The 25,983-nt window shown below is 40.0% G+C and carries 29 protein-coding genes, 1 pseudogene and 1 riboswitch; of the genes and pseudogenes, 4 read left to right on the plus strand and 26 right to left on the minus strand.

Annotated elements, in window-relative coordinates:
- Positions 1-15 precede the first annotated feature (15 nt).
- The 14 genes from folD to CYJ36_RS08200 all read right to left on the minus strand — a co-directional run bounded on the left by folD (position 16) and on the right by CYJ36_RS08200 (position 9,854).
- On the minus strand, positions 16-891 hold the full coding sequence (gene folD / locus CYJ36_RS08135) for a bifunctional methylenetetrahydrofolate dehydrogenase/methenyltetrahydrofolate cyclohydrolase FolD (protein ID WP_101566659.1): 876 nt from the start codon (positions 889-891) through the stop codon (positions 16-18).
- 28 nt (positions 892-919) lie between these two features.
- Positions 920-1,312, minus strand: a complete 393-nt coding sequence (nusB, locus tag CYJ36_RS08140; protein ID WP_101566661.1) for a transcription antitermination factor NusB — start codon at positions 1,310-1,312, stop codon at positions 920-922.
- 340 nt (positions 1,313-1,652) lie between these two features.
- Positions 1,653-2,060 (minus strand): Asp23/Gls24 family envelope stress response protein, encoded by a 408-nt coding sequence (locus CYJ36_RS08145; RefSeq protein WP_101566664.1) that lies wholly within the window; start codon positions 2,058-2,060, stop codon positions 1,653-1,655.
- A gap of 23 nt (positions 2,061-2,083) precedes the next feature.
- Positions 2,084-3,436 (minus strand): acetyl-CoA carboxylase biotin carboxylase subunit, encoded by a 1,353-nt coding sequence (accC, locus tag CYJ36_RS08150; RefSeq protein WP_101566665.1) that lies wholly within the window; start codon positions 3,434-3,436, stop codon positions 2,084-2,086.
- 11 nt (positions 3,437-3,447) lie between these two features.
- Complete coding sequence (accB, locus tag CYJ36_RS08155) at positions 3,448-3,948, minus strand: acetyl-CoA carboxylase biotin carboxyl carrier protein (protein WP_101566667.1); 501 nt, start codon at positions 3,946-3,948, stop codon at positions 3,448-3,450.
- A 397-nt stretch (positions 3,949-4,345) separates the two neighbouring features.
- The gene (locus CYJ36_RS08160; protein WP_180850217.1) at positions 4,346-4,939 is read right to left on the minus strand and encodes a SpoIIIAH-like family protein; all 594 of its coding nucleotides are present in this window, start codon (positions 4,937-4,939) and stop codon (positions 4,346-4,348) included.
- Positions 4,940-4,956: 17 nt separating this feature from the next.
- On the minus strand, positions 4,957-5,610 hold the full coding sequence (spoIIIAG, locus tag CYJ36_RS08165) for a stage III sporulation protein AG (protein ID WP_101566671.1): 654 nt from the start codon (positions 5,608-5,610) through the stop codon (positions 4,957-4,959).
- Positions 5,607-6,230 (minus strand): stage III sporulation protein AF, encoded by a 624-nt coding sequence (spoIIIAF, locus tag CYJ36_RS08170; protein ID WP_101566673.1) that lies wholly within the window; start codon positions 6,228-6,230, stop codon positions 5,607-5,609. Before spoIIIAF ends, spoIIIAG begins: the two co-directional genes overlap by 4 nt.
- Positions 6,231-6,242: 12 nt before the next feature.
- Entirely contained in the window at positions 6,243-7,409 is a 1,167-nt protein-coding gene (gene spoIIIAE / locus CYJ36_RS08175; RefSeq protein ID WP_101566675.1) for a stage III sporulation protein AE, read from the minus strand.
- A gap of 27 nt (positions 7,410-7,436) precedes the next feature.
- On the minus strand, positions 7,437-7,826 hold the full coding sequence (gene spoIIIAD, locus CYJ36_RS08180; RefSeq protein WP_224768358.1) for a stage III sporulation protein AD: 390 nt from the start codon (positions 7,824-7,826) through the stop codon (positions 7,437-7,439).
- A 12-nt stretch (positions 7,827-7,838) separates the two neighbouring features.
- Positions 7,839-8,045: a stage III sporulation protein AC gene (spoIIIAC, locus tag CYJ36_RS08185; RefSeq protein WP_029279768.1), complete on the minus strand. Its 207-nt coding sequence runs from the start codon at positions 8,043-8,045 to the stop codon at positions 7,839-7,841.
- A gap of 21 nt (positions 8,046-8,066) precedes the next feature.
- The gene (gene spoIIIAB / locus CYJ36_RS08190) at positions 8,067-8,582 is read right to left on the minus strand and encodes a stage III sporulation protein SpoIIIAB (RefSeq protein ID WP_101566679.1); all 516 of its coding nucleotides are present in this window, start codon (positions 8,580-8,582) and stop codon (positions 8,067-8,069) included.
- A complete protein-coding gene (gene spoIIIAA, locus CYJ36_RS08195; RefSeq protein ID WP_101566681.1) occupies positions 8,579-9,499 on the minus strand; it encodes a stage III sporulation protein AA in 921 nt (306 codons plus the stop codon). The genes spoIIIAB and spoIIIAA overlap by 4 nt, the downstream gene beginning before the upstream one ends.
- 73 nt (positions 9,500-9,572) lie before the next feature.
- Positions 9,573-9,854: a YqhV family protein gene (locus tag CYJ36_RS08200; RefSeq protein WP_101566683.1), complete on the minus strand. Its 282-nt coding sequence runs from the start codon at positions 9,852-9,854 to the stop codon at positions 9,573-9,575.
- 117 nt (positions 9,855-9,971) lie between these two features.
- Between CYJ36_RS08200 and CYJ36_RS08205 the strand changes: the two genes are divergently transcribed.
- Entirely contained in the window at positions 9,972-10,202 is a 231-nt protein-coding gene (locus CYJ36_RS08205) for a hypothetical protein (protein ID WP_101566685.1), read from the plus strand.
- Between the two features lie 246 nt (positions 10,203-10,448).
- On the opposite strand, the gene efp is transcribed toward CYJ36_RS08205, so the two are convergent.
- The 4 genes from efp to CYJ36_RS08225 form a co-directional block, all read right to left on the minus strand.
- Entirely contained in the window at positions 10,449-11,006 is a 558-nt protein-coding gene (gene efp / locus CYJ36_RS08210; RefSeq protein ID WP_101566687.1) for an elongation factor P, read from the minus strand.
- Between the two features lie 49 nt (positions 11,007-11,055).
- Positions 11,056-12,117: a M24 family metallopeptidase gene (locus CYJ36_RS08215; protein WP_101566689.1), complete on the minus strand. Its 1,062-nt coding sequence runs from the start codon at positions 12,115-12,117 to the stop codon at positions 11,056-11,058.
- Between the two features lies 1 nt (position 12,118).
- The gene (aroQ, locus tag CYJ36_RS08220) at positions 12,119-12,559 is read right to left on the minus strand and encodes a type II 3-dehydroquinate dehydratase (RefSeq protein WP_101566691.1); all 441 of its coding nucleotides are present in this window, start codon (positions 12,557-12,559) and stop codon (positions 12,119-12,121) included.
- Between the two features lie 214 nt (positions 12,560-12,773).
- Positions 12,774-13,310: a YqhR family membrane protein gene (locus CYJ36_RS08225; protein ID WP_101566693.1), complete on the minus strand. Its 537-nt coding sequence runs from the start codon at positions 13,308-13,310 to the stop codon at positions 12,774-12,776.
- A gap of 282 nt (positions 13,311-13,592) precedes the next feature.
- On the opposite strand from CYJ36_RS08225, the gene CYJ36_RS08230 reads away from it, so the two are divergent.
- On the plus strand, positions 13,593-14,540 hold the full coding sequence (locus CYJ36_RS08230) for a DUF1385 domain-containing protein (RefSeq protein WP_101566695.1): 948 nt from the start codon (positions 13,593-13,595) through the stop codon (positions 14,538-14,540).
- A gap of 42 nt (positions 14,541-14,582) precedes the next feature.
- Positions 14,583-14,960 carry an SA1362 family protein gene (locus CYJ36_RS08235; RefSeq protein WP_101566696.1) on the plus strand — a complete coding sequence of 126 codons (378 nt, stop codon included), beginning with the start codon at positions 14,583-14,585 and terminating at the stop codon, positions 14,958-14,960.
- A 79-nt stretch (positions 14,961-15,039) separates the two neighbouring features.
- Here CYJ36_RS08235 and CYJ36_RS08240 read toward each other — a convergent pair whose 3' ends face one another.
- From CYJ36_RS08240 to CYJ36_RS08260, 5 genes and pseudogenes are all read right to left on the minus strand, one after another.
- Complete coding sequence (locus tag CYJ36_RS08240) at positions 15,040-15,924, minus strand: patatin-like phospholipase family protein (RefSeq protein ID WP_101566697.1); 885 nt, start codon at positions 15,922-15,924, stop codon at positions 15,040-15,042.
- Between the two features lie 214 nt (positions 15,925-16,138).
- The gene (gene mntR, locus CYJ36_RS08245) at positions 16,139-16,570 is read right to left on the minus strand and encodes a transcriptional regulator MntR (RefSeq protein ID WP_101566698.1); all 432 of its coding nucleotides are present in this window, start codon (positions 16,568-16,570) and stop codon (positions 16,139-16,141) included.
- Positions 16,571-16,700: 130 nt separating this feature from the next.
- On the minus strand, positions 16,701-18,503 hold the full coding sequence (locus tag CYJ36_RS08250) for a vitamin B12-dependent ribonucleotide reductase (RefSeq protein WP_374702795.1): 1,803 nt from the start codon (positions 18,501-18,503) through the stop codon (positions 16,701-16,703).
- 315 nt (positions 18,504-18,818) lie between these two features.
- Positions 18,819-19,607, minus strand: a pseudogene (locus CYJ36_RS08255) (ribonucleotide reductase N-terminal alpha domain-containing protein); the annotation flags it as partial.
- Positions 19,608-19,920: 313 nt separating this feature from the next.
- Positions 19,921-20,757, minus strand: a complete 837-nt coding sequence (locus CYJ36_RS08260; RefSeq protein ID WP_101566700.1) for a lipoate--protein ligase family protein — start codon at positions 20,755-20,757, stop codon at positions 19,921-19,923.
- 221 nt (positions 20,758-20,978) lie between these two features.
- Here CYJ36_RS08260 and CYJ36_RS08265 point away from each other — a divergent pair, with 221 nt between their 5' ends.
- Positions 20,979-21,350: a rhodanese-like domain-containing protein gene (locus CYJ36_RS08265; protein WP_257962441.1), complete on the plus strand. Its 372-nt coding sequence runs from the start codon at positions 20,979-20,981 to the stop codon at positions 21,348-21,350.
- Positions 21,351-21,569: 219 nt separating this feature from the next.
- On the opposite strand, the gene gcvPB is transcribed toward CYJ36_RS08265, so the two are convergent.
- Genes gcvPB through gcvT form a run of 3 tightly spaced genes read right to left on the minus strand, consistent with a single transcriptional unit; the run spans position 21,570 to position 25,498 of the window.
- Positions 21,570-23,030: an aminomethyl-transferring glycine dehydrogenase subunit GcvPB gene (gene gcvPB / locus CYJ36_RS08270; protein ID WP_101566701.1), complete on the minus strand. Its 1,461-nt coding sequence runs from the start codon at positions 23,028-23,030 to the stop codon at positions 21,570-21,572.
- Complete coding sequence (gcvPA, locus tag CYJ36_RS08275) at positions 23,023-24,369, minus strand: aminomethyl-transferring glycine dehydrogenase subunit GcvPA (RefSeq protein WP_101566702.1); 1,347 nt, start codon at positions 24,367-24,369, stop codon at positions 23,023-23,025. Before gcvPA ends, gcvPB begins: the two co-directional genes overlap by 8 nt.
- 25 nt (positions 24,370-24,394) lie before the next feature.
- Complete coding sequence (gene gcvT, locus CYJ36_RS08280) at positions 24,395-25,498, minus strand: glycine cleavage system aminomethyltransferase GcvT (RefSeq protein WP_101566703.1); 1,104 nt, start codon at positions 25,496-25,498, stop codon at positions 24,395-24,397.
- Positions 25,499-25,653: 155 nt separating this feature from the next.
- A riboswitch (glycine riboswitch) is annotated at positions 25,654-25,776 on the minus strand.
- Positions 25,777-25,983: the final 207 nt, after the last annotated feature.

Below are 25,983 nucleotides of genomic sequence, written 5' to 3' on the forward strand. Positions count from 1 at the left end.
TTTTAAACTGCTCCTTTAAAGCTCTTTTGCTGCATGTTTTCTTTCTGCTGAGATTTTAGCAGATTTAACGACGTTGTGTGCAAGCATTGTAATCGTCATTGGGCCTACTCCCCCTGGAACAGGTGTGAGGTGGCTTGCTATTTGCTTCGCATCTTCAAATACAACATCTCCGCACAGTTTTCCAGTCTCGAGTCTGTTGACGCCAACATCGATCACCACTGCACCTTGTTTAATATGCTCACCTGTAATGAAGTTCGCTCTGCCTACTGCTACAACCAAAATATCTGCCTGATTCGTAACTTCACTTAAGTTTGGCGTTCGGGAATGACAATAAGTTACTGTAGCATGTTCATTTAACAAGAGAATCCCGACAGGTTTGCCTACAATATTACTGCGTCCTACAACAACTACATGTTTTCCGGAAATCTCGATATTGGCAGATTTGATCATTTCAACAATTCCTGCTGGTGTACATGGCAGAAATGTATCTTCTCCAACCATCATTTGACCAATATTCAAAGGATGAAATCCATCTACATCTTTATCGGGAGAAATTTTTTCAATGACTGCTTTTTCTTTAATATGATCAGGAAGAGGAAGCTGAACAAGGATGCCATGGCAGCTGTCATCATTGTTATATTTATCAATTACATCAAGCAGCTCTTTCTCTTTCATTGATTCAGGAAAATGCTCGAGCGTAAATGCAACACCGATTTCTTCTGATGCTTTTTGCTTTCCTTTGATATATGAAATAGAAGCCGGGTGATTGCCTACTAAGATAACAACAAGACCAGGCTGAACACCTTGCTCTTTTAACTCTTGTACATCTTTTGCAAGCTGGGTTCTTTTTTCCTGTGCTAATTCTTTTCCGCTAATAATTGAAGCTGTCATTGTGTTGTTCCTCCTCTAGAGTGATTGGTTAACGTTCAATCGTTTGTTTAATATTCGAGAGGACACCATTAATAAACTTAGGTGATTGATCATCTCCAAAAGTTTTAGCAAGTTCAATCGCTTCATCAAGAGATACATTGACAGGGATTTCATCAATGTACATCATTTCGTATACAGCGAGACGCAAAATAGACCGATCCACATTTGCAAGTCTTTCAAGTTTCCATTTCACTAAATGCGGTTTAATTTGTTCATCAATTTCTGCTTTGCGTTCAATTGTTCCTAAAACAATTGAAGTCATAAACTCGTCTAATTCTTCTCCGTCAAGCGCATGTGACATCGCTTCTTTTGGATCAATATCACTTACATCTATCTGAAATAGTGCCTGAAGGGCTTTTTCCCTAGCTTCTCTACGTTTCATTTGTTCTTGCTCCTTTATGTACAAAAATGTCGAAATGTCATAAAAAGATAATATCATATTTTAAGGATAGAAGCACATCGGTAAAATCGATTTTTATAGAAATGACGAATAAAAAACTCGAATTATCATTTAATATTCGTCCTTGATTAAATGTTCAATCTATTTCAAGATCAAAAGCGCAGTCGTCTTTTACATCTAGCAAAGGGAATAAGCATTTTAAAAGGAAGGAGCTTTTTGCTTTTCTGTGAAATTGTCTTTATCACAGGGAGCAAGACGGGGATATCCACAAACAATAATTTTTAAAGGAACAAAAAAAACCAAAGGAAGAACTCCTCTGGCTTTACATTTCCTGGTCGATTTCAATTTCCTGTGATTTTGTTTCAAATTGAATTCCGACTACATGGATATTAATTTCGTTGATTTCAAGTGCTGTCATGTTAAATAAAGCTTGTCGCGTATTATCCTGAATACGCTGGGCTACCGTAGGGATTGAAACTCCGAACATCATGACACAATAAACATCAATTGTAATGCCATCTTCTGAAAGATCAACTTTTACACCTTTGCCGTGATTTTTTTTCCCTAAACGCTCAACTACTCCTGATGCAAAATTGCCGCGCATTTGTGCCACGCCTTCTACTTCAGAAGCCGCTATCCCGGCAATGACTTCAATTACTTCTGGAGCAATTTCAACCTTGCCAAGACCAGTTTCTTCATGAGTCATCTCAAGCAATCTGTTTTCTTTCAAGAGTCAGCACCTCCATATATTTTTCAAGCTTCCATTACTTTATGGATTTCTAAAAATTTAGTATTGAAATCACCTGAAACAAACGTTTCGTTTTCGAGCAGTTTTTGATGAAAAGGAATCGTTGTATGAATTCCTTCAATTACGAATTCCCCAAGTGCACGTTTCATCCTGGCAATCGCTTCATCCCGTGTAGATCCATATGTAATTAGTTTAGCAATCATGGAATCATAATAAGGCGGAATGGAATAGCCCGGATACACTGCTGAATCAACTCTAACACCTAGTCCGCCGGGCGGCAAGTACATTTCTATTTTACCAGGTGAAGGCATAAAATTCTTCTCTGGGTTCTCCGCATTTATGCGGCATTCAATCGCCCAGCCATTAAAAGTGACTTCATCTTGTTTAACAGACAGCGTCTCGCCAGAAGCGACCTTTATTTGTTCTTTAATCAAGTCAATTCCTGTTACCATCTCTGTGACAGGATGTTCTACTTGAATGCGCGTGTTCATTTCCATAAAGTAGAATTTGTCTTCCCGGTAGTCAAAAATAAATTCAACTGTACCCGCACCTGTATAATTCACTGCTTCTGCTGCCTTCACTGCAGCTCTACCCATTGTTTCGCGCATTTCCGCTGATAAGGCAGGAGAAGGCGTTTCTTCAAGCAGTTTTTGCAGACGACGCTGAATGGTACAGTCTCTTTCTCCTAAATGAATGACATTTCCAAGCGAGTCAGCCATCACCTGAATTTCTACATGTCTGAAGTCTTCGATGAACTTTTCAATATAGACTCCAGGATTGCCAAATGCTGTTGCAGCCTCCTGCTGAGTAATTTGAATGCCTTTAATCAGCTCCTGCTCTGTTTTCGCAACCCGGATTCCTTTACCTCCGCCGCCTGCTGTCGCTTTGATAATAACCGGATAGCCAATATCATTTGCCAATGAGACTGCATCACCGCTGTCTTTAATGATCCCTTGTGAACCTGGGACAATCGGCACTCCCGCTTTTCTCATCGTTTCCCTGGCAACATCTTTCGTACCCATTTTAGAAATAGCGTCTGCACTGGGACCGACGAAAATAATATTGCATTCATGACAAAGCTCTGCGAAATCTGCATTTTCTGCAAGAAATCCATATCCAGGATGAATCGCGTCACTTCCGGTCAGTTTTGCTACACTTATGATGTTCGTAAAATTTAGGTAACTGTCCTTTGAAGCTGTCGGCCCGATGCAAAATGCTTCGTCCGCAAGCTGAACATGCAGAGAGTCTCTATCAGCTTCAGAGAAAACTGCAACCGTTTCTACCCCCATCTCCTTGCATGCCCGGATAATCCGTACCGCAATTTCTCCTCTATTTGCAATAAGCAATTTGTTAATCATAGTTTCTCTCCTTACTCTGGTCTAACAAGGAATAATGGCTGGCCGTATTCTACAAGCTGCCCGTTCTCAGCTAAAATCTCAACGATTTCGCCTTTTACTTCTGATTCAATTTCATTAAACAATTTCATCGCTTCAACGATACAAACGACTGAATCTGCAGTAACCTTCGAACCAACCTTCACATAGTCGTCCGTCTCAGGTGATGATGCGGCATAAAATGTTCCGACCATAGGGGATGTGATTTTATGTAATTCCTCTTCTTGAACAGAAGCTGTTTCCGTTTCTTTCTTAGGTTCCGCTTTTACTTCCTGAAGTGCTTGAGCTGCTTGCGGCACAGGCTGCAAGTATTGTTCTCCAGCCGGCATTGCAACAACTTGACTAACAGATTTCTCAAGTTCATCTGAACGTTTTTTTAATTTAATTTTAGAACCTTCATGCTCATACATAAATTCATCAATGGAAGACTGGTCAATGAGTTTGATCAGTTCTCTGATTTCTTGTATCTTCAACATCTGTTGGCACCCCTATTCAAATTCTTGATGATTTTGACCATCTTAATTTAGTGATTAAGAAAGTATAAATGGTGTTCTGCATACATGTCTAGCTCCATCGCCCAACTCCTAGGCCTGACATCAATAAATCAAATCCTGGCCATTATTCTTATCTGTCATGCGTGCGCTAAACGGGCGATTCCGCTTTTCTTATTATAGTCTAGTACTAAAACGTAGTCCTATATTATACATCTTACGACAGGTGGGTGATATAATTCAATATTAATTCTTTCCTATTCTAGTTGATCTTAAAATGTGAGACTACTTTAAATTATAAGTTAAATCTGTAAAATATGAAACGTTTACAGCCAGAAAAGAAAAATTCCCGCTGTGCAAACGCACGGCGGGAACAAGATGTTTACTGATTTGACGGCTGTAAGGTAACGGCTACATCCTTCATATCTTCCATTTCACTGCTTACTAGCTGAATAATTTTATTTGCTTCAGTTTTAGAACTTTTTTCCGCTTTAACCGTTACTTGAACTTTCTGGCCATCGATGCGGACAAGTGCATCATCATATCCTTTTGCTTTTATAAAAGTTTCAAGCATTTCTTCTGTTGCATCAGCCTCGTCAATCGCATTTATTTCATCTTTGGCTGCACTTTTTTCTGCTGCAGAAGCATCTTTGCTGACAATTGTATCTTCAAGATTTTCTTTTCTTTCATTCCTTGAGTCTTCCAGCTGCATACGAATCGCTGCGAACAGATCATCATTTGAGACAGATACAACTGTCCCATCTTCCGCTTCTTCTACAGTTACTTCCCCTTTTTCATCTTCAGTTACTTCTTTTCCAATGTCTTTCGCAGCTTCAGCTTTTTCCCCTTTCTCAGCTTCGGCACCGGTTAGAGCTACATCCTGTTTCGTTTCTTCAGGAGTTGTAATATAGTAAACAGACAGAACAACAACTAAGCTTAACATTGTTAATAACCAAACCGTTTGTTTTTTCAGCATCATTCATGAATCCTCCTTTATTTCCCTTTTTTAGCTGCCACTGCAACACGATGGCTGGGGACTCCCAGCACTCTTGTTACCGCCTCAACTATTGATTTTTTTATTTGAATGTTATCAGCACCCGCTGCTACAACAAGCACTCCTCTAATTTCAGGTTTTTTCGTTTGCAGGATAATCGGAGTTTCCTGTTCGCCCTTTCGGATAATGACAACTGATTCTTCTGTATTACCATCATCAACTGTCCTCTTTCCCCCTTGAGGATCTGTTTCTTCTGTCGTCTGGTTTTGAGTCACGGTGTTTTTTTCAAGAACTTGTTCTGATGTTGCTTCCACATTGACAACAACCGTAACGTTCTCAATGCCTGCCATAGACTCCAGCGCTTCTTTTAGTTGATTTTCATATTCCTGCTCATATTTATCGATCGATCCTGTCCCCCCCTCGTCTCCAGAGGGCTTAAAAACATCGGTATCTTTATCTGAGGAAGATGTTAGACCGGAAACTTGTTCTATTTGAGTTAAACTGGTGTCCTTTGAAAGAAGATTGCTGACAAGCATAAATCCGATTCCAAGAGCCAGGACGATTAAAAAATAATGATACTTGGCAGGTTTTTTTCCGCCTTCTAAACTTAATAAATTTTTTATTTTATGAAATAAATTCTTTGAATCACTCATTTGTGCTGCCCTCCCCCCCCGTCCATCTTCAAGGATATTTTCTCAGGTTCGATCTCCCAAATATTAGCTAAATATTCTTGTATCTCTGATGCTTGATCTATCTCTTTTTCAGGCTCCGACTTCTCTGAAGAATTTATATCTACTGGCTGAATGGTTTCTATTGCTGCAGAACCTTTTTCTGCTGCTTCAACAAAAACATTAATTCCAAGAAGTTTTTCATGATTCCCTTCAAAGGACTCATCTACTGAAAGTGAGACTTTTTTAATCGTTAGATCATAGCTTCGCACCAGCTCCTCTTTTGCCTGCTCTTTTAATTGGACAGCCATGTTTTCTAAAATATATGCATCATTTGAAGCTTGTATTTCTTTTTTCTGCAAATCTATCAAATTTTTTATTTCTTCTTCGTTTGAGGGGTTTTCTGACTGAAGTTCAGCTACGAGAGAATTGATGTCTGCTGATAATAAATGAAAGATTGGTGTAAGGATAATGACAATGAGCAGAAGGCTGATGACCATCTTGGCATACTTTTGCATCGCTGAATTAGGAAGAAGCAAGTCAATGATGACGGCAAGCATAATAAAAAGAATGATATTCGCAATCCACTCTGTTAAAAAAGACATGCTTGCTTCCCCCTAACGCACCATCATGGTAATATTTCCAGCCGCGATAATGACGGTTATGCTTAAAAAAAACATTAACGAGACAATGGCGAGCGCTGCAAAAATATAGATGACACTTTTGCTTATAATATCGAGGCATTTAATAATGGGTCCTCCGCCCAGGGGCTGCAGCAGTGCAGCGGTAAATTTATAGATAAAGGCAAGCGTCAGTACTTTTATTGCCGGAAATGCAGCAATTAAGAGCAGGATGGCCACCCCGATAATTCCAACGGTGTTTTTCAATAGCACAGAAGCACTTATGACTGTATCTGTGGCATCTGTAAACATCCGCCCAAGTACTGGTATGAAGTTGCCTGTCACAAATTTAGCCGTTCGGATCGCCATACCGTCAGAAACTGCAGCTGATGCGCCTTGGACTGAAATGACTCCCAGAAAAACGGTAAGAAATGTACCAAGCAGGCCAACTCCTATATTCCGCAGAAGCTGTGCAAGCTGAGTCACTTTGTATTGATCAGTCAATGTACTTACAATGCTGAGCAGCGCTGACAGGAATAAAAGCGGAAGAACTATCTTTTCAATCAAAACCCCGCTTGTGTTCATGAGGAAAAGAATGACAGGATGGAAAAACGCCGCTGATATTAGTCCACCGGATGACGCCATTAATGCAAGAAGCAGGGGGATGAGAGCCAAAATAAAGCTAGTCATTGTTCGAATGGCTTCCACTGTATAGTCAATCGCAATATGAAAACTATTCAGGGCAATAATTATTAACACCATATAGACAAGTGCATAAGCCACCTTGCTTACAGTACTCTGGCTGAAAGCATCCTGCAGCAGCTGCAAAAGCATACTGAATATCGTCAGCAGAATGAGGGTGCCAAGCAATTTACCGTTTGCAAGAATTTCGTGGAAAATATATTTAAAAAGCGCTTTTGTCCATTCCTGGAAGGATAATTCCTTTTCTCCATTTAAAAATTGAAGCAAGCTTCCCTTTTGACTCTCTGGAAGATACCCTCCATACTCTGTCATAATGTCATCCCAGAATTTTTTGATTTCCTGAATTCCGAGCTTGTCTATTTGCTGATCAACTAAATCCTGATGCGGTGGAGGGGGAGAAGCTTGTACAATGACAGGAGATAAAAAGAAAAGAAAAAAGATAGCAATGATTCCTTTTTTCATTTTACTCACCCCTTAAAAACCTCACTATTATGCTGGTATAAAACTAATAATTGTTTCGATAATAACGGTCAAGATTGGAACAGCCATTGCAAGAATCAGGATTTTTCCGCCAAGCTCAATTTTTGAGGCAATGGCGCCTTGTCCAGCATCCTTTGTGATTTGTGCCCCAAATTCAGCAATGTAGGCAATTCCAATAATTTTCAAGATGGTTTCGACATACATCATGTTTATATTTGCATTCAGCGCTATTTTTTCAATCATCGTAATGATTTGGGAAACTTGATCAACGAGAAATAAAAAGATGACACAGCCGACAAAGACGACAAGCATAAACGCATATGTCGGCTTTTGTTCTTTTACAATCAAAGCAAGAAAAGTAGCGACTAAACCAAGTCCGACAATCTGAATAATTTCAATCGCTAAGCCCCCCTAGCCCTGGAAAAGGAAGACTGATTTTATTTTTTGGAAGAGATCCTCAACAATGGAAGCTACCATGAACAGAATATATATAAATCCAAGCAATGTGACCCATTGTGCATACTCTTTCTTTCCCATTTGATCGAGTATTGTATGAAGAAAGGCTACTACAATTCCAATTCCAGCTATCTGAAAAATGATATTTACATCTACTCCCATTGCATGTAATCCTCCTGACTGCTACATCAATAAAATAACGAGCAATAATCCAGATAAAAAACCTAAGCTTTTAAGCATTGTTTCATAACGGCTTTGTTTATCAAGCGCGTCTGCTTCTTCTCTTTCCAAATGTGTCAAGGTTAATCGGATATGCTTTTGCTGTGAGGAAATATCATGCTGGCCAAGCGTTTCTCCAAATTGCTTTAATATTTCATATTCACCCTGCTTGAAAGCGGTCATGCGCCAAACTTCCTGAAGACTGCTTTCCCAAGCAGCCTTGACGCTCGTATGTCCCGCTGATAAGCGTTTGGAAAACTCTTCAAAGAACCAGGAAAGCGGCTTGGGCATTTGTTTTGAAAGAGTCGCGGCAGCTTCCTTTAGCGGTGTATGGGCATACATAATTTCAGCTTCTAAAGCCTGCAGCGCAACCTTAAGCTGTCTTAGCTGCCTCGGACGCTCGCTTATGTGTCTAGCCACTTCAAAACCTGTCCATGTTGTCGCCAGCAAGATAAAAACAGCACCAAGTATTTTAATCATGAAGGAATACTCATTTCATTTTTTAATAGACGATGGTCTCCGTCCAATATTCTTTGAACGGTTCCTGGTCCTCTAGATCTAGATAGCTCGAAATAGCGTTTAAAGATTCCGTGATCCAGCAACGGCTTAATGGTCGGACGGGAAAGCAAATCTGCCAGAGAATGCCCATGAACTGAAATGAATAGTCCGACACCAGCATGCACGGCTTCTAAAATAGCTTCTGTATCTTCCATTCTTCCAACCTCATCTACTACCAGAACTTCGGGACTCATTGATCTGATCATCATCATCATCCCTTCAGCTTTCGGACATGCATCAAGCACGTCCACTCTCTCGCCGAATTCATGCTGCGGAATTCCATTAATGCACCCTGCAATTTCTGACCGTTCATCGACAATTCCAACTTTAACGGATGGAATGCTGCTTTTTCCTGTACTCATAATCCTGGCGAAATCACGGAGAAGTGTTGTTTTTCCTGTTTGCGGAGGCCCTATAATCAGTGTGTTAAGCCATATTTTGTCATAACAGCTTGGAATATAAGGTTCAGCCATTCCAAGTTTCTGTCTTGCAACCCGAATGTTAAAGGAAGTCACATTTCTGATTGCTTTTACTGAACCATTTTCAGTAATCACACGTCCGGACAAACCGACACGGTGTCCTCCCTGAATCGTAATAAACCCTCGCTTAAGCTCTTCCTCTAACGTGTAAATCGAGTATTGGCTTAACTCATTTAATAAAGAAATACCATCTTGATGCGTCGCTCTGCATGGTAAAAACACAGGCTCGCCTGAAATCACAATTTCTACTCTTTTTGAAATCCTGATGCGGATTTCCTCCATTTTATCCAGAGCTCCCTGCGGCAGGTTCTGAATTTGATTTCTAATTGCTTCAGGAAGCAGCTCGAAAATCTCGTCCAATTGGCTTCCTCCTTGCATAGTTCTCTTGATACTCTAATGTTTATGCCAGCTTGGACACAATATGACTTTAAAGTTACTTGTAAACGCCAATTAATATAAAGGCTACGCCGATTGCGATAAAAATAAGTTTTGCATAGGAAAGCTGTTCGGCAATCTGAAAAATTCCGATTGTCATTGTCAAAATGAAAATGATGGGACCAACGATAGCTAACAAGGAATTAATTAATACGGCTTTCCTCACATCATTAAAAACGAGCATCAAAATAGCTGCCGTCATTTCAATGCTTGCAGATAAAAACCGTAAAAGAGCCATTGACCTTACAGCTGGATCTAAATTAGCGAGGTAGTGTTTCATCTTGTCCTCCTCCATGTTTATTACTAAAACTTATGAGGAGAGAAGGATGATTAGACAAAAAGAATTCTTGACAGAATTTTCAGATTTAATAATAATTAGAAGAAAGGGGGATGTGTCATGGGATTTGGAGTAGAAGCTTATGAATTATATAACTATTTGCAATGGGTACTTGGAATTATGATTTATATCTTCCTTCCTGCAGTATTTCTTTTTAAAACGGGGAAAAGAAAAGAGGAGCAAGGACAAGCCTTTCAGACGCAGCCAATATTTAAGGATAGAACAATAGAGGATGCGCCTTGGTCAGCTCCGACAGGCAGAAAAGGAGCTGACAGAAAAGTCCGGTTTTGACTTGACTGGCAGATCCGTTCTGACCGAGGAGTTAGGCGCTGTAGCTGGACGCAGATAACTTTATTTTATTTTCCACAACCAATTACCTTTTATTATTTCCTAAATAACAAAAAACTCCATCTGAGCCAGATGGAGTTTTTTAAAGTGATACGAAAGTATATGATTTTGCGCAATGATGGCGAGCGTAATCACCCAACTCCTCGGCTTTTCGTGTCTGCGCAAAACGGGCGATTCCGCTTTTCTAAATTACGCTCTTGATACGTATGAGCTGTCAGTAGTATTAATAATAAGAACGTCTCCTTCATTTACGAAGAAAGGCACGTTAACAACTAAGCCAGTTTGAACCTTAGCAGGTTTTGTTCCGCCTGAAGCTGTATCGCCTTTAATGCCAGGTTCTGTTTCAACAACTTCTAATTCAACTGTATTTGGCAGTTCAACACCAAGTGTTTCGCTTCCGAACATCATGATTGAAACTTCCATGTTTTCTTTTAAAAATTTCAATTCATATTCAATTGCAGCTTCAGATAATTCAACTTGATCGTAGGATTCTGTATCCATAAATACATGCTGATCACCATTTGCATATAAGTATTGCATTTTACGGTTTTCAATTTGAGCTTTCGCTACTTTTTCTCCTGCACGGAACGTTTTTTCCTGTACAGCACCTGTGCGCAGGTTACGAAGTTTTGAGCGAACGAATGCAGCTCCCTTACCTGGTTTTACGTGCTGAAAATCCATTACACGCCAAATGCCGTTGTCCACTTCAATTGTTAAACCAGTACGAAAATCATTAACTGAAATCATTTGTGTTCCTCCTATGTAAATCTTGCTTTTTATCAGTTGGAAGCTTTCATTATAAAATGATAAGCTCTTTTGGAGAATGAGTTAGAGACTCATTGCCAGCTTCTTTTACGATTGTATCATCCTCGATACGCACTCCGCCAAGCTGTGGAATATAGATGCCCGGCTCAACTGTTACAACCATGCCCGGTTCAAGTACTGTTTCAGATTTCATGGAAAGTGACGGACCTTCATGCACTTCCATTCCAAGACCATGCCCTGTTGAATGGCCGAAATATTCCCCGTAGCCGTTCTCAGAAATATAATCTCTGGTGAGTGCATCTGCCTCGATACCAGTCATGCCAGCTTTAATTCCTTTCATTCCGCGCAGCTGTGCTTCAAGTACAATTGAATAGATCTTTTTCAGTTCATCACTTGGATCTCCTACAGCAATCGTTCTTGTAATATCTGAACAATATCCCTTGTAGTATGCGCCAAAATCCATCGTTACAAAATCGCCTTTTTCAATTTCTTTTTCGCTCGCTACACCATGCGGCAATGCAGAACGGTGTCCTGATGCAACTATAATATCGAATGATGAAGAAACAGCCCCCTGCTTTCGCATAAAAAATTCAAGTTCATTCGCTGCTTCGATTTCTCTTATGCCTGGGCGAATAACGGTTAAAATGTGCTTAAATGCAGCATCTGCAATCTCCGCAGCTTCCTTTAATATCTTAATCTCTGCTGCAGACTTAATCAAGCGTAACTTTTCTACCGCACCAGACACAGGAATAAACTCGATTTCTTTTAATGCTGCCTTGTATGCTGAATAAGAAGCAAAGGATAAATCATCCTGTTCAAAACCCAGTCGTTTAATATTCATTTTTTCTGCTTGAACTGCTACCTCTTCAAGGATTGGACCTTTGTGCTGAACAATCTCAAAGCCTTCCACCTGTTTCGCAGCCTGCTCTGTGTATCTGAAATCGGTAATAAAAACAGCCTTGGAATCAGTAATAAGTGCAACACCTGATGAGCCTGTAAAACCTGTCATATAACGGCGGTTATAACTGCTCGTAATAAAAATTCCATCCACATCAAGTTCTTTTAATCTGTTTCTCATTTTTTCAAGCTTCATATCATTTCTCCCCCATCCTATTATATAAAGCGAGTAAAGCATATTGATAACCATGGAAACCAAGACCGATAATCTGTCCAGCTGTTACAGGAGCTGTTACAGACTGATGCCGGAAAGATTCACGGCTATGTACATTTGAGATGTGCACTTCAATAACCGGGAGTGAAACACTTGCAATAGCATCTCTTATTGCATAGCTGTAGTGGGTGAAGGCACCGGGATTCATCACGATTCCATCATATTGCTCATCAGCCTCATGAATAGCATCGATGAGATCCCCTTCATGATTAGATTGAAAACACGTAACCTGAAAACCTTGTTTTTCTGCAAAAACCATCAGTTCCCGTTCTAAGTCAGTAAGGGTTTTGCTTCCATAAATATCTGGTTCCCTAAGTCCCAGCCGATTGAGGTTTGGTCCATTAATAATTAAAAAATGTCGCATCTAAAAACTCCCTTTTAAGAAATGCGCAGCACCTTGTTCAGTTCTGACAATCCGCCCTTTATTGTACGATACCCTTCAACATAAGGTCAGCTTGTGCAGGAAGGTCTAAAGAGCTGCCCCTGACTGCTAAGCAGAAAACGAATACATTAATATACGACAAAAAAATAGAATGTTCAATTTATGAACATTCTACCATAATTGCTGATGACTTTCCTTAATGTTGGGAATGCGCTTGAGCATTTTTTTTGCTTACTATTTCATTATGCTCGAAGGAAATGGTATAGCCTACAAAAACTCCATATAAGATGTATAAACAGATTGTAGTCACTGAAGTCATCCGATCAAGCTCAAAAACAGATTTTAAGTTTGGAAAAATTGGATTGAGAAGAAAGAAAACAAGCGCCCACAATACAATTCCATAGGCAAGACCCACATACATGGATGAGAATCTTTTCAGCACAAAAAAGTAGATGAGGGCAGCCACAATCGACAGAAGTCCGATGCCGAAAACAGCAACAAAATTTCCGAGCACACCATTTTTCCAATCCCCTAAAATAAATGGCTGCAGAAGTAAATTCGGGCTGATCTCTGTAAGGTTTAATGCATAAGCTAAATAACCGAGCAAACTCCAGAAAACACCACCGGCAAATCCAGTGAACATTACTCTGACAATAAAAGGAATTGATTCACCTGGCTTATCTGGATCCCTTTCTTTTTCACCGGCAGAATTTGACTGAAAATCATCTGACATATGTACACCTCCTGCTATTAGTATGTACACATGACATGATCCATCATGCATAATAAGGAAATCCAGCTTGGGTAATAGGATTGGCAGCTAATTTTAAACAAAAACAAATGTCTAGTAAAAGAATCGAAGGATATACTAGTAAAAATGATGAAGTTCACAAAGAATTAAATACAACTGCCTAGAGGTTTATCTTGTTTTTATGTAGAATATAAACATAACATTCTCTTCACCCTTAGTTTAAAATCATTTAAAAAAGAGAATAGATAGGTAGGTTGGTGAAACATGTCAAAGCAGAACAAGCCTGCATATGGCGGGCAAGCAGTGGTAGAGGGCGTCATGTTTGGCGGAAAGCATCATTATGTTACGGCAATCAGGCGCAAAAATAAGGAAATTGAGTATCTTCGATTACCGCGAAAATCAAGCAGTATGATGACAAGCTTAAAAAAGATTCCATTTATTCGCGGCATCGCAGCTATTATAGAAGCAAGCGCAAATGGAACAAAGCACTTGAATTTTTCCACAGAACGGTACGATCTCGATCCTGCCGAGGATGATATTTTAAATCAGCCTAAAAAAGAATCAAAGCTTACCATGCTTCTAGGTGTTGCAGCAATCGGTGTCCTTTCCTTTCTCTTTGGAAAATTCATTTTCACTTTAGTCCCGCTCTTCCTGGCAGAGCTTACAAGACCTGTATTCTCTTCTGATTTCGCACAAATATTAATTGAAGGGTTTTTCAAATTAATTCTTCTGCTGGTCTATATTTACGCAATATCGTTTACTCCGCTGATTAAGCGTGTCTTTCAATATCACGGTGCAGAACACAAAGTCATAAATTGTTATGAAAATGCTCTGCCATTAACAGTGGAAAATGTCCAAAAGCAAACCCGTCTGCATTATCGATGCGGCAGCAGTTTTCTCTTATTTACAGTCATCGTCGGGGTATTTGTCTATATGCTCGTACCAACAGAACCTTTATATGTACGTGTATTAAACAGACTTGCCTTGATTCCAGTCGTCATCGGCATTTCATTTGAAGTCCTGCAATTCACAAACAAATTAAGAGATGTTCCGGTATTAAAATGGTTAGGCTATCCCGGTTTAAGTCTTCAGCTGCTGACAACAAAAGAACCAGGTAATGACCAAGTCGAAGTAGCAATTGCAAGCTTCAATGAATTGCTCCGAATGGAAAAAGAAACTGAAGAAGGTATAAAAACTGAGCAAATTGTATAAGCTGAACTTCATTAATTCATTTTCATCTTGGGAGGTGGACTCATGAAAAATCGTATGAATCCATTTGTGATGATTGTGTTAGCTCTTGGAGGAATTGGGTTTATCTTGACGCTGATCAACAGACCCGCATTCCTATTTAGAGAAATGCTGATATTCGTTATTGTTCTAGCCATCATCTTTTTTGTTGTTCGTTACTTTACTAAACAAAAAATGGGGAAAGACTCCTCCTCATATTCGAAAGCTGCTAAACAATCTAAAAAACGTTTCAGTGAGCGCAATTCAAACGGCTCCCATTTGAAAAGTGTTTCAACGCCAAAAAAGAGCAGCAAAACATCGACTGCCCTGAAAAAGAAACAAGCATCTCATTTAACGGTCATTGAAGGGAAAAAAGGAAAAAAGAAAAGCAGGGCATTTTTTTAAAAAGCTCATAACTTGATATTTAAAGTCAGTTTACGCGGAAATAAATTTCTGAGCGAAACAACAACCTATTGAAAACCTTTTAATACGTCCATTTCTTCAAAAATAATTCAGTACGACTTCTTCCTAGCTCAATGAGAGCTAGTTTTTTTTGTTCAGTTAAGTCAAATTCTGTCGTCAGAATACTTTCCACTGGCAAGAAGATTATGTTCTTTTCATGTCTGCTTGCAATATGACGGGCATCATGCGCCTCCTTCATTGTTTCAAAAAGAGCGCCATACATTTCAATGGCGTTGCGTATGTTGTTTCTTGGTCTCTCTTCTTCCCTCGGACTCAATTTCACCCCAAGAACAGGTCGTGCTTGAATAGATTTCTTCTCCTTAAAAAGCCATATTGGAAAATTGCTTAATACACCGCCATCTACAACGATATTGGTTCCACTGGAAGTTGTCAGTTTAACAGGCTCAAAAAAATAGGGAAGACTGCAGCTCATTCGAACAGCTCTTGCAACAGAAAATCGTTCTGGAATTAGGCCGTACCTGGGCAAATCATCAGGCAAAACAATAATTCTTCCGTTGGTAAGATCAGAAGCAATTATTTTCAGTGACCCGTGCCTTAAATCTCCAAATGTAGAAACCCCCCTGTCTTTCAGCTTGCCGGCTATCCACTCTTCAAGCTTTACACCTTTATATAGCCCAAGCCGCCAATATATATTAATCCATTTCATAAATTTAAACGGAAGAATGGATGGATTTTTATCTAATAATTTACCAATCTCTATTTCATCCATCATTCTTTCGACTTCATCGCTGCGATATCCTGCAGCAATAAAAGCAGCAATGATTGATCCAGCGCTGGTTCCTGCAACCCTGATAAATTGCAGCCCTCTCTGCTCAATTGCCTGATATGATCCAATAAGTGCAAAACCCTTTATTCCGCCGCCAGAGAAGACGCCATCAATGTACAAAGAAGTTCCCCCCCTTCTCCCTATCTTACATTGTAAGATGAGTATGCAGGAAATAGACCTTTGATATTTATGATGGATTCATGCTTCACTAATCCAATAATATAAGAAAAGCGCAAGCGCCCTTGCAGGCAGAAAAGCCGAGACATCGATTCGCAATATTATCTACGTTCCAACAACTTAAAAAAGACGAGGGCTATTGTTCACCCTCGTCTTTTTAAGAATCGCTGTCTTGTTCATTTTGTTTTTGAATGGCACGCAGAGCTGCAACTCTTGTTTCGTCTCCTTCAAAGAACTGCACGAGATCACCAATGCGATCAATAGCATTCCAGCTGAGATGATGTTCGATGCCTTCTACATCATTGTAAATTTTTTCTTCATCCACGCCAATCAGCCTCATGAATTGTTCAAGCAGTTCATGGCGATAAACAAGGCGTTTTCCAATTTTTTTGCCTTTCGGCGTTAATATGAGTCCACGGTATTTTTCATATATGAGATATTCATCTTTATCAAGTTTTTGGACCATCTTCGTTACTGAGGAGGGATGAACGGATAAAGCTTCCGCAATATCAGATACGCGGGCATACCCTTTTTCTTCTATTAATATGTAAATCTGTTCAATATAATCTTCCATACTTGGTGTTGGCATATGGTCCCCTCCAAAAAAACGTTCAATACATAGGAAATCATTACAAGTGTACACTAGTTTATATTCAATGACAAGGAAGCCTTCGATTTAAAACCCGAAAAGAAAAGAGCTGGAAATCCAGCTCTCTCTGTTATAGCCCACACTTTAATTGTGCACCACAGCTCGTACATGTATTACAGCCGCCGATATCTTCAACCGTACCTTCGCGGCAAACCGGGCACGTATTACCTACTTCGTTCCCGATTGTCACATTTGTTGATCTTAATGCTTGAATCGTATCTACAAGCACGACTTTTCCCTTATCCTGAGCAGGTGCCTCTTCGTTTTCAGAGAACGTATTTTCCTCCGCTTTTAAAGTAAGAACCTGCGTGTCACGGCTTCCGTCAACGTAAACCGTTCCGCCTTTTGCTCCGCCTTTATATAAACGTTCATATACTTTTTGAACTTTATCAACCGTATATCCTCTTGGTGCATTGACTGTTTTGCTGATTGAACTGTCAATCCAGCGCTGAATCACACACTGTGCATCCGCGTGAGCTTCTGCGCTGAGCTCCATTGCTGAAATAAACCATTTAGGCAGATTGTCAGGATCTGCTTCTGGATGCTGATCCAGATATTCCTGCACGATATCCGCTTTCACTTCAATGAACTTTCCTAATCTTCCGCTTCTGTAATAAGAGAAAGAGAAGTAAGGCTCTAAACCAGTGGAGACGCCAACCATTGTCCCTGTGCTGCCTGTTGGAGCTACAGTTAATAAATGTGAGTTTCGAATGCCGTATTCTTTAATTTCATCTAAAAGATCAGCCGGCATTTTGCTCATAAAACCTGTCTTTGTGAATGCATCACGTAAACGGTTTGTTTCTTTTTCTGTTTCACCAGTCAAGAATGGGAAGCTTCCTTTTTCTTTTGCAAGCTCCACAGAAGCCTTATAAGCCGTTACAGCAATCGTTTCAAATACTTGATCGATTAATTGATTGCCTTCTTCTGAGCCGTACTCTGTTTCACAGTAGATCAGAAGATCGTGCAAGCCCATAACACCAAGTCCTACGCGGCGTTCGCCTAAAGCTTGTTTTTTGTTATCTTCTAAGAAATAAGGTGTAGCATCTATTACGTTGTCCTGCATGCGAACACCGACTTCTACAGTCTTTTTCAGTTTTTCAAAGTTAACCGTTTTGTTCTCTTTATCTGCCATTTCAGCAAGATTTACTGCTGCGAGATTGCAGACAGAATACGGTGCGAGAGGCTGTTCTCCACACGGATTTGTTGCTACTACCTTCTGACCATAAGCCTTTGCATTCGTCATGTCGTTCGCATTATCAATGAAGAAAATGCCTGGCTCTGCTGAATAGGTCGCACAGATGTTAATTAAGTTCCAAAGCTCTTTTGCTTTAATTTTACGGTATGTGCGGACTTTGTAGCCAAGCTTTTCCCATTCACGAACATCTCCATGATTATGCCAATCTTCGTTGTAAGCTTTCATTTGCTCTTCATCATAGCTCTCAACATCCGGGAAGCGAAGTTCATATTCCTCATCATTTTCAACAGCATCCATAAAGTCTTTTGTTAATGTGACTGAAATGTTGGCACCTGTAAGGAATTCAGAGTTATGAACGCTGTATGTTCCTCCAGTAACCAGCTTCAGCTCTGCATCTTTAATGATTTTTTCATTAAATCCGCCTAAGCCCGGAATTTGTTTGTAGTTCATAATGCTCTGGTACATCGCGGTTTCCTGCTCTGTCAGCGGTTTGAACTTTAATTTTTCCTGAGCGTATTTTTTGATTGTATCGTCATTCGTATTTTCTATTAAATAGCGTAAAATGCGAGGATTCTGCATTTTTGAAATAATGAATTCAATAATGTCAGGATGCCAATCGGCAAGCATGATCATTTGGGCGCCACGCAAATTGTTACTCCTCTTTTCTAGAGGGGCCAGGTCATTTCTGCCTGGCTCTCATGTTTTCACATGAGTTCGGACTCTATCATCAAAACCTTTATTAAAGGCTTTGTCTCGCGCCTCGGAAGAATGCTCTCCCGATTTACTCACACCACGTATTTAAAGGTGTTTTCAATAGTCTCTGAACGTTCGTCTTCATTTCCAAAGACGCTTCGCTGCTGATTGCCCATTGTATATCTTTTTCATTTTTAAACCTTCACGCTCACTGTTGCCAGTCACGTTGTGGTTGAAAAAGCTTTAGGGTGTTCCAGCAATTCACGAGATTTTAATCCCGCCGTGTGGACTTATTTTTTAACGGGATCCGCCCTGCTCAACAAGATGAGTCAGCTTTGCTATATCATCAAGCCATGATACAGAGCCTGAGGATTTGCCGTTCACTCCTCGTGCAAGCGTATTTCTTGGACGAAGTGTTGATCCGTTCGTGCCAACTCCGCCGCCTCTGCTCATAATTTCCATGACTTGCTTGCGGTGTTCTGAAATGCCTTCCCTTGAATCTTGGACAAATGGCATCACATAACAGTTGAAGTAGGTAACGTCAGTTCCTGCCCCAGCTCCGTACAGCACACGTCCTGCAGGAATAAAGTTCATGCTGACTAATTCCTGATAGAATTTTTGAAACCATTCCTGGCGCTTCTCTTCAGTTGTCTCAACAGATGCAAGTCCAGTAGCATTTCTTTTTGCAATTTGCTCATAGTAGACTTCAAGCGGCTTTTCTATCACATCTAATGAGCGAAGAATGACTCCTGTTTCAATCTCTTCAGGCTTATCAAGAGAATGGCGGTATTCTTCCTCAACTTGAACAGTTGCCATTTTTGTCTGCCAATCAATCTCTAGGATGTAGCCAAGTCCTCTAGCCGGGAATTTAGGATCTTCTTTGATCGTCAGAACAACGAAATCACCTTTTGACAGCGTCAGCTTTTCTGTGTCTTTAAACGTGTATCGGTCAAGCATGACTAAACGAGATACACCTTTGTGAGTCAATTTCATATCTTCTGTTATTGGGTGAACTTGGGGAAACAAAGAAATATCGTGGTTCAGTTTGTCCACATCAAGTTTTAAGTTTTCATTAAGGGCAACGGTCATTCAAACAACTCCTCTATCTATCTTTTACTTGATTAATTTATCATATCATCTTCTAAATATCAATATATAGTACTTCGTTTTTGTTTGATAATACTATATATTGATCGAAATTCAAAATGATTTTATTTTGTCAAATTGAAAACTGCATAAACAAAGCTGAAATAATGAGGAAAAAGAAGATAAGAACTCATTAATCGCTTTTTTTGAAGAAATTTGTCGGTTGCAAAATCTTCGAACAGCACAAAGCTAGAAAATTAAGGAATTTATTAAAAATATCAAAAAATTAAACAAAAGCGACAATTAAACTCGTCGCTTATCGTTTATAATTCCATTCTTCCGTACTGTACTTTTCTCTTGCTATTTTTTCTACATATGCCTGTTCTTTATCGGACAATGTATAGGATTCAAGTGTGATATCAAGCCCTTTTTCAAAGCCCTTTTTAAAAGCTTCTTTCGCTTCAGCAATCGTAACAGGGGTTGCTCGCACAGCATTAACAGCAACAGCTTTGTTTTTAAAATTCTTTTGCATCCGTTCTTTAACCCGTTCACTCGGGTACTTAAACAGATTGAAAAGCTTTTCTTCGTCCAAATCCAGCAAAATGGATCCGTGCTGGAGAATAACTCCTTTTTGACGTGTCTGGGCGCTTCCTGCTACTTTTCTTCCCTCAACAACAAGTTCATACCATGATGGTGCATCAAAGCAAACGGCAGAACGGGGATTTTTCAAGCCTTGCCGTTCTTCCTCTGTTTTCGGTACTGCAAAATAGGCATCCAAGCCAAGCTCCCTAAACCCTTGCAAAACCCCTTCAGATATCACTCTGTAGGCTTCAGTTACCGTTTTTGGCATGTCTGGATGTTCTTCTGATACTATGACGCTGTATGTCAGCTCTTGATCATGCAATACGCCTCTGCCGCCAGTAGGTCTCCGGACAAAGCCTAAGCCATACTTTTCTACTGCTTCGAGGTTGATCTCTTTTTCCACCTTTTGAAAATACCCCACAGAAAGTGTTGCTGGGTTCCATCCATAAAAACGGATCGTCGGAGGTATGATTCCTTCGCTATTCCAATCGAGCAACGCCTCATCCAAAGCCATATTAAAGGAGGGAGAGCAATTGCCTGAGTCAATAAATCTCCAAATTTCCTTCGTCATCATCAGCCCTCATTTTCAACTATTAGTTATGTAATTATTTTTCTTCGCCTAACCTAGTCTATCAAAAAGAAGGACCGGATGAAAATAATTATGTCTTATTCATAGATGACAATTTGTTTAAGCTTATATATAATAGTACTTGTCAAATAAGTATCAAGTTCATTGGAACTTAACATTAGAAAAGTAGCGTATAAAGGAGTCGGGTCAGCTTGACAACATGGATTTTTTTATTGATTTTATTAGGTACATTAGCAGCCTACACCATTTTTTCATATTTCTATCAGCGTAAAATTATGAAAACATTAACGGAAGAAGAATTCCGTGCCGGATACAGAAAAGCTCAGTTAATAGATGTGCGTGAGCCAAATGAATTTGATGGCGGACATATTCTTGGTGCAAGAAATATTCCTTTATCGCAAATGAGACAAAGACATAAAGAAATCCGCAAAGATCAGCCTGTCTTTATTTACTGTCAAAATACAGTGCGCAGCGGACGTACAGCTCAGATGCTTAAAAGAAAAGGCTACAACGACATATCTACATTAAAAGGCGGCTTTAAAGGCTGGGGCGGTAAAATAAAAGCGAAAAAATGAGATAAAGTCTGCATACTGTTCTGCAGACTTTATTATTTGTATATAAGATAAGCGCAAGCGCCCGTTTAGCGCAGGCATGACAGATAGGAATCGGGCAGAAAAGTCCGGTTTGTTCTGGCCGAGGAGTTGGGCGATTCCGCTCGCCATCAATGCGCAAATTCTTATACTTTCTTATCTCTTGAAAAAAGGATCCGCTTATGGCGAATCCTTTTTTGTTTCTTATTGTTTTTGGTAACGCAAAATCGGCTTTCTTGCTGCTGTTGTCTCATCAAGCCGGCTGACGACTGTTGTATGAGGTGCTTCCTGAACAATTTCAGGATTTTCTTCTGCTTCTCTTGCAATTTGCAGCATTGCATCAATAAAGGAATCCAGTGTTTCTTTTGATTCTGTTTCAGTAGGCTCAATCATGATGCATTCTTCAACATTCAATGGGAAGTAAATAGTTGGCGGATGATAACCAAAATCCAGCAGCCGTTTTGCGATGTCGAGTGTACGAACACCTAATTTTTTCTGACGTTTTCCTGAGAGTACAAATTCATGCTTGCAATGTCTGTCAAAAGGCAGATCGTACGCATCTGAAAGTCTTCTCATCATATAGTTTGCATTTAATACCGCATATTCTGTCACAGCTTTTAATCCATCAGGTCCCATTGTTCGGATATACGTGTAAGCACGGACGTTGATGCCGAAGTTTCCGTAGAAAGGTTTCACACGGCCAATAGACTGAGGACGATCATAATCAAATGTATATTTATTATCGCGTTTCACCAAAACTGGTTTTGGCAAATACGGAATTAAATCAGCTTTTACTCCAACAGGACCAGATCCAGGGCCGCCGCCTCCGTGAGGACCCGTAAATGTTTTATGAAGATTTAAATGAACGACATCAAATCCCATATCTCCTGGGCGTGCCTTACTTAAAACAGCATTTAGATTGGCACCGTCATAATATAGCTTTCCCCCAGCATCATGGACGATTTTCGCCATTTCCAAAATATTCTCTTCAAAAAGTCCAAGTGTATTAGGATTTGTCAGCATTAGTGCAGCTGTATCATTCCCAACAACACGTTTCAAATCTTCAAGATCAACTAATCCTTGATCATTCGACTTCACCGTGATGGTTTCGAAGCCCGCAACTGTTGCAGAAGCCGGGTTTGTGCCGTGAGCTGAGTCAGGAACGATTACTTTCGTACGCTTATTGTCTTTGTTTGCTTCATGATAAGCGCGGATCATCATTAGTCCGGTCCACTCACCATGAGCTCCTGCAGCAGGCTGAAGCGTAACCTCATCCATACCTGTAATTTCAATAAGATGCTCCTGAAGATCATACATAAGCTCAAGTGCACCTTGAACTGTGCTTTCATCTTGCAGAGGATGAATATGAGCTAAACCGGCCATACGCGCAACATTTTCATTGATTTTAGGATTATATTTCATCGTACAGGATCCGAGGGGATAAAAACCTGAATCAACACCATGGTTCCGATTTGATAGAGCTGTATAATGCCGCATAATATCCAGTTCTGAAACTTCCGGCAGTTCAGCTTCTTCAGAACGCAAATATTCACTTGGAATCAATTCCTCCGCTGATGCTTCAGGGACATCTAATGAAGGCAGACTGTAGCCTGTTCGGCCTGATTTTGTCAGTTCAAAAATTAATGGCTGATCTTGATTATTCATGTCCATCCCCCAATTCCTTAACAAATAAATCGATTTCATCTTTTGTGCGCAGCTCTGTTACAGCTACGAGCATATGGTTTTCAAACTCCGGATACACTCTTCCCAAATCAAAACCGCCAATGATGCCTTTTTCAATAAGCTGTGCATTTACTTCTTTTACCGGTTTGTTCAATTTAATGACAAATTCATTAAAAATGGCTCCATCAAATGCAGCTTCAACTCCATGCGCAGCAAATGCCATCTTTGCATAATTTGCTTTTTGTATGTTTTGCATTGCCATCTCTTTTACACCTTTTTTGCCAAGTGCTGTCATGGCAACAGAAGCAGCCAGTGCATTCAGAGCCTGATTTGAACAAATGTTAGATGTCGCTTTGTCGCGGCGGATGTGCTGTTCACGCGCCTGCAATGTTAAAACAAAACCGCGTCGGCCTTGATCATCTGTTGTTTGTCCGACTAGTCTGCCTGGGACTTTACGCAGCAATTTTTGAGTGACTGCAAAATACCCGCAGTGAGGACCGCCAAAAGCTGTTGGAATTCCGAACGGCTGTGCATCTCCAGCGACAATATCAGCTCCAAATTTTCCAGGAGGAGTTAAAGCCCCAAGCGCAAGCGGATTAGAAGATACGATAAACATGCTTTTTCCAGTATGGGCAATTGGTTCAATTTCTTTCAGCGGCTCAATTTGGCCAAAAAAGTTTGGATATTGAACAATAACTGCAGCTACTTCTTCTGACATTTCCGCCTTTAATGCATCAAGATCTGTAACACCATTCTTTACTGGAATTTCCACTACCTCAATATATTGACCTTTAGCATACGTTTTAAGAACGTCTCTGCTTTCTGGATGAACAGCTTTAGAAACAATGACCTTCTTCTTTTTCGTTTGTCCAGCTGCCAGCATTGCCGCTTCAGCTAATGAAGTGCCACCATCATACATAGAAGAATTAGCTGCATCCATGCCAGTAAGTTCTGCAATCATCGTTTGAAACTCAAAAATGGCTTGTAGCTCGCCTTGAGAAATCTCAGGCTGATATGGAGTATACGCCGTATAAAACTCCGATCTTGAAATCACATGGTCAACAATGATCGGCATGTAATGATCATAAACACCCGCACCCAAGAAAGATGCGTTGCTTCTTAAATCTTTATTTTTCGAAGCAAGCCCGCTTAGTTCCCTTACGAGTTCAGTTTCTGATTTTGCTTTCTTAATCTTATATTCTCCTTGAAAACGCACGCTTTCAGGAATATCTGAAAAAAGCTCATCTATTGAAGATACTCCGATCGTATCAAGCATTTCTTGCTGATCTTGATCTGTCATCGGCAAATAACGATGTTTCATGGATGTGTTCCCCTTTCAATCTCGTTCATTTTTTTGGTCGCTTATAAAAAGGTGTTGCCACTACGATTGCTTTTAAGCGCTTTTTACGGACTTGCACCTCTACCTCTGTTCCTGGCTCTGCAAAATCTTTTTCCAAAAGGGCCCAGCCAATGTTCTTCTTTAAAGTAGGTGATTGTGTGCCAGTAGTGACTTCCCCAATCTGTTCATCACCATTAAAAACTTCATATCCATGGCGGGGAATGCCTTTGTCGACCATTTCAAGTCCGACAAGCTTTCGAGCCGTACCATTTTCCTTCTGTTCTTTTAAAACCGCTTTTCCGAAAAAATCAGCCTCTTTATTTGGTTTTACAGCAAACCCAATGCCTGCTTCAATCGGAGTTATTTCCTTTGAAAGCTCCTGGCCATACAGCGGGAGGTTCGCCTCAAAACGAAGTGTATCTCTTGAACCTAGACCGCAAGGAAGGATTCCCTCTTCTTTCCCTGCTTCAAGGATGGCTGCCCACAATGAAGATGCGTCACCAGATGCACAATAGATTTCAAATCCATCTTCACCTGTATAGCCTGTTCTTGAAACAAGAGCTTTTACATGATTGATCTCAACGTCATCTTTAAATTTAAAGAACTTAATTTCACTTAGATCTGTTGATGTTAATTTTTGAAGAATTGATTCAGCTGAAGGTCCCTGAACTGCCAGCTGGGCAACATCTGATGATATGTTATGTAACTCTGTGTCTCCAAATTTGTGCGAGTCGAGCCAATTGTAATCCTTCTCAATATTCGAAGCGTTCACTACCAATAAAAAATGCGTATCTGATTTTTTATAAATCAATAAATCGTCAACGGTTCCTCCATCTTCGTAGCACATAGCAGTATATTGGGCACCGCCGTCTTTTAACAAGGAAACATCATTAGTCATCATTTTTTGAAGGAAAGCAAGACTGTCATTTCCCATAACGTCAATTTCACCCATATGTGAAACGTCGAATAAGCCCGCTCTTTCCCTGACTGCCTCATGTTCTTCTTTAATAGAAGAAAACTGAACGGGCAGATCCCATCCGCCAAAATCAATCGTCTTTGCACCATGTTCTTTATAAACATCAAATAAAGGTGTTCGTTTTAAATCCGTCATGATTCATTGCCTCCCCAAAATGGTATAAAAAAAGGACAGAGAACTCCCTATAAAAAAGGAAGTCTCTGTCCTTGCACCTGAAAGTTTACCTTGCCAAAATAACAAGGCTTTCCCCTTTGGTGGTTTGCTGCTTTCACAAACTCTCTCCAGAGTTGCGTCAAGCAAGAGTTCTTTTGCCTGAGAGATTCACAGATGTTTGCTCCTTCGGCGCTGCATGGTGCGGCATCTCAGATAAGTAATCTAAATAAGCCGCCAGCAGTCTCTCCCCTTGCTCTCATTCGCTCATATTTTCTATAAAACTGGTCATACTAAAAGATAACATTCTTTGACATTTTGACATTTTTGACAAAAGAAGCTAGCTAACTGAAAAGTATGTATGTTAGCAACTTTCTTACTTATTAACATCCTACCATTATGAACATCATTCATCAATCTATTTTTTTATTAATAATAAATAAAATTTATCATTTAATGTTCGTGTTTTA

Origin of the sequence: Bacillus sp. UMB0893 (genome assembly GCF_002858905.1) — a bacterium.
Classification (GTDB): Bacteria; Bacillota; Bacilli; order Bacillales; family Bacillaceae; genus Bacillus_P.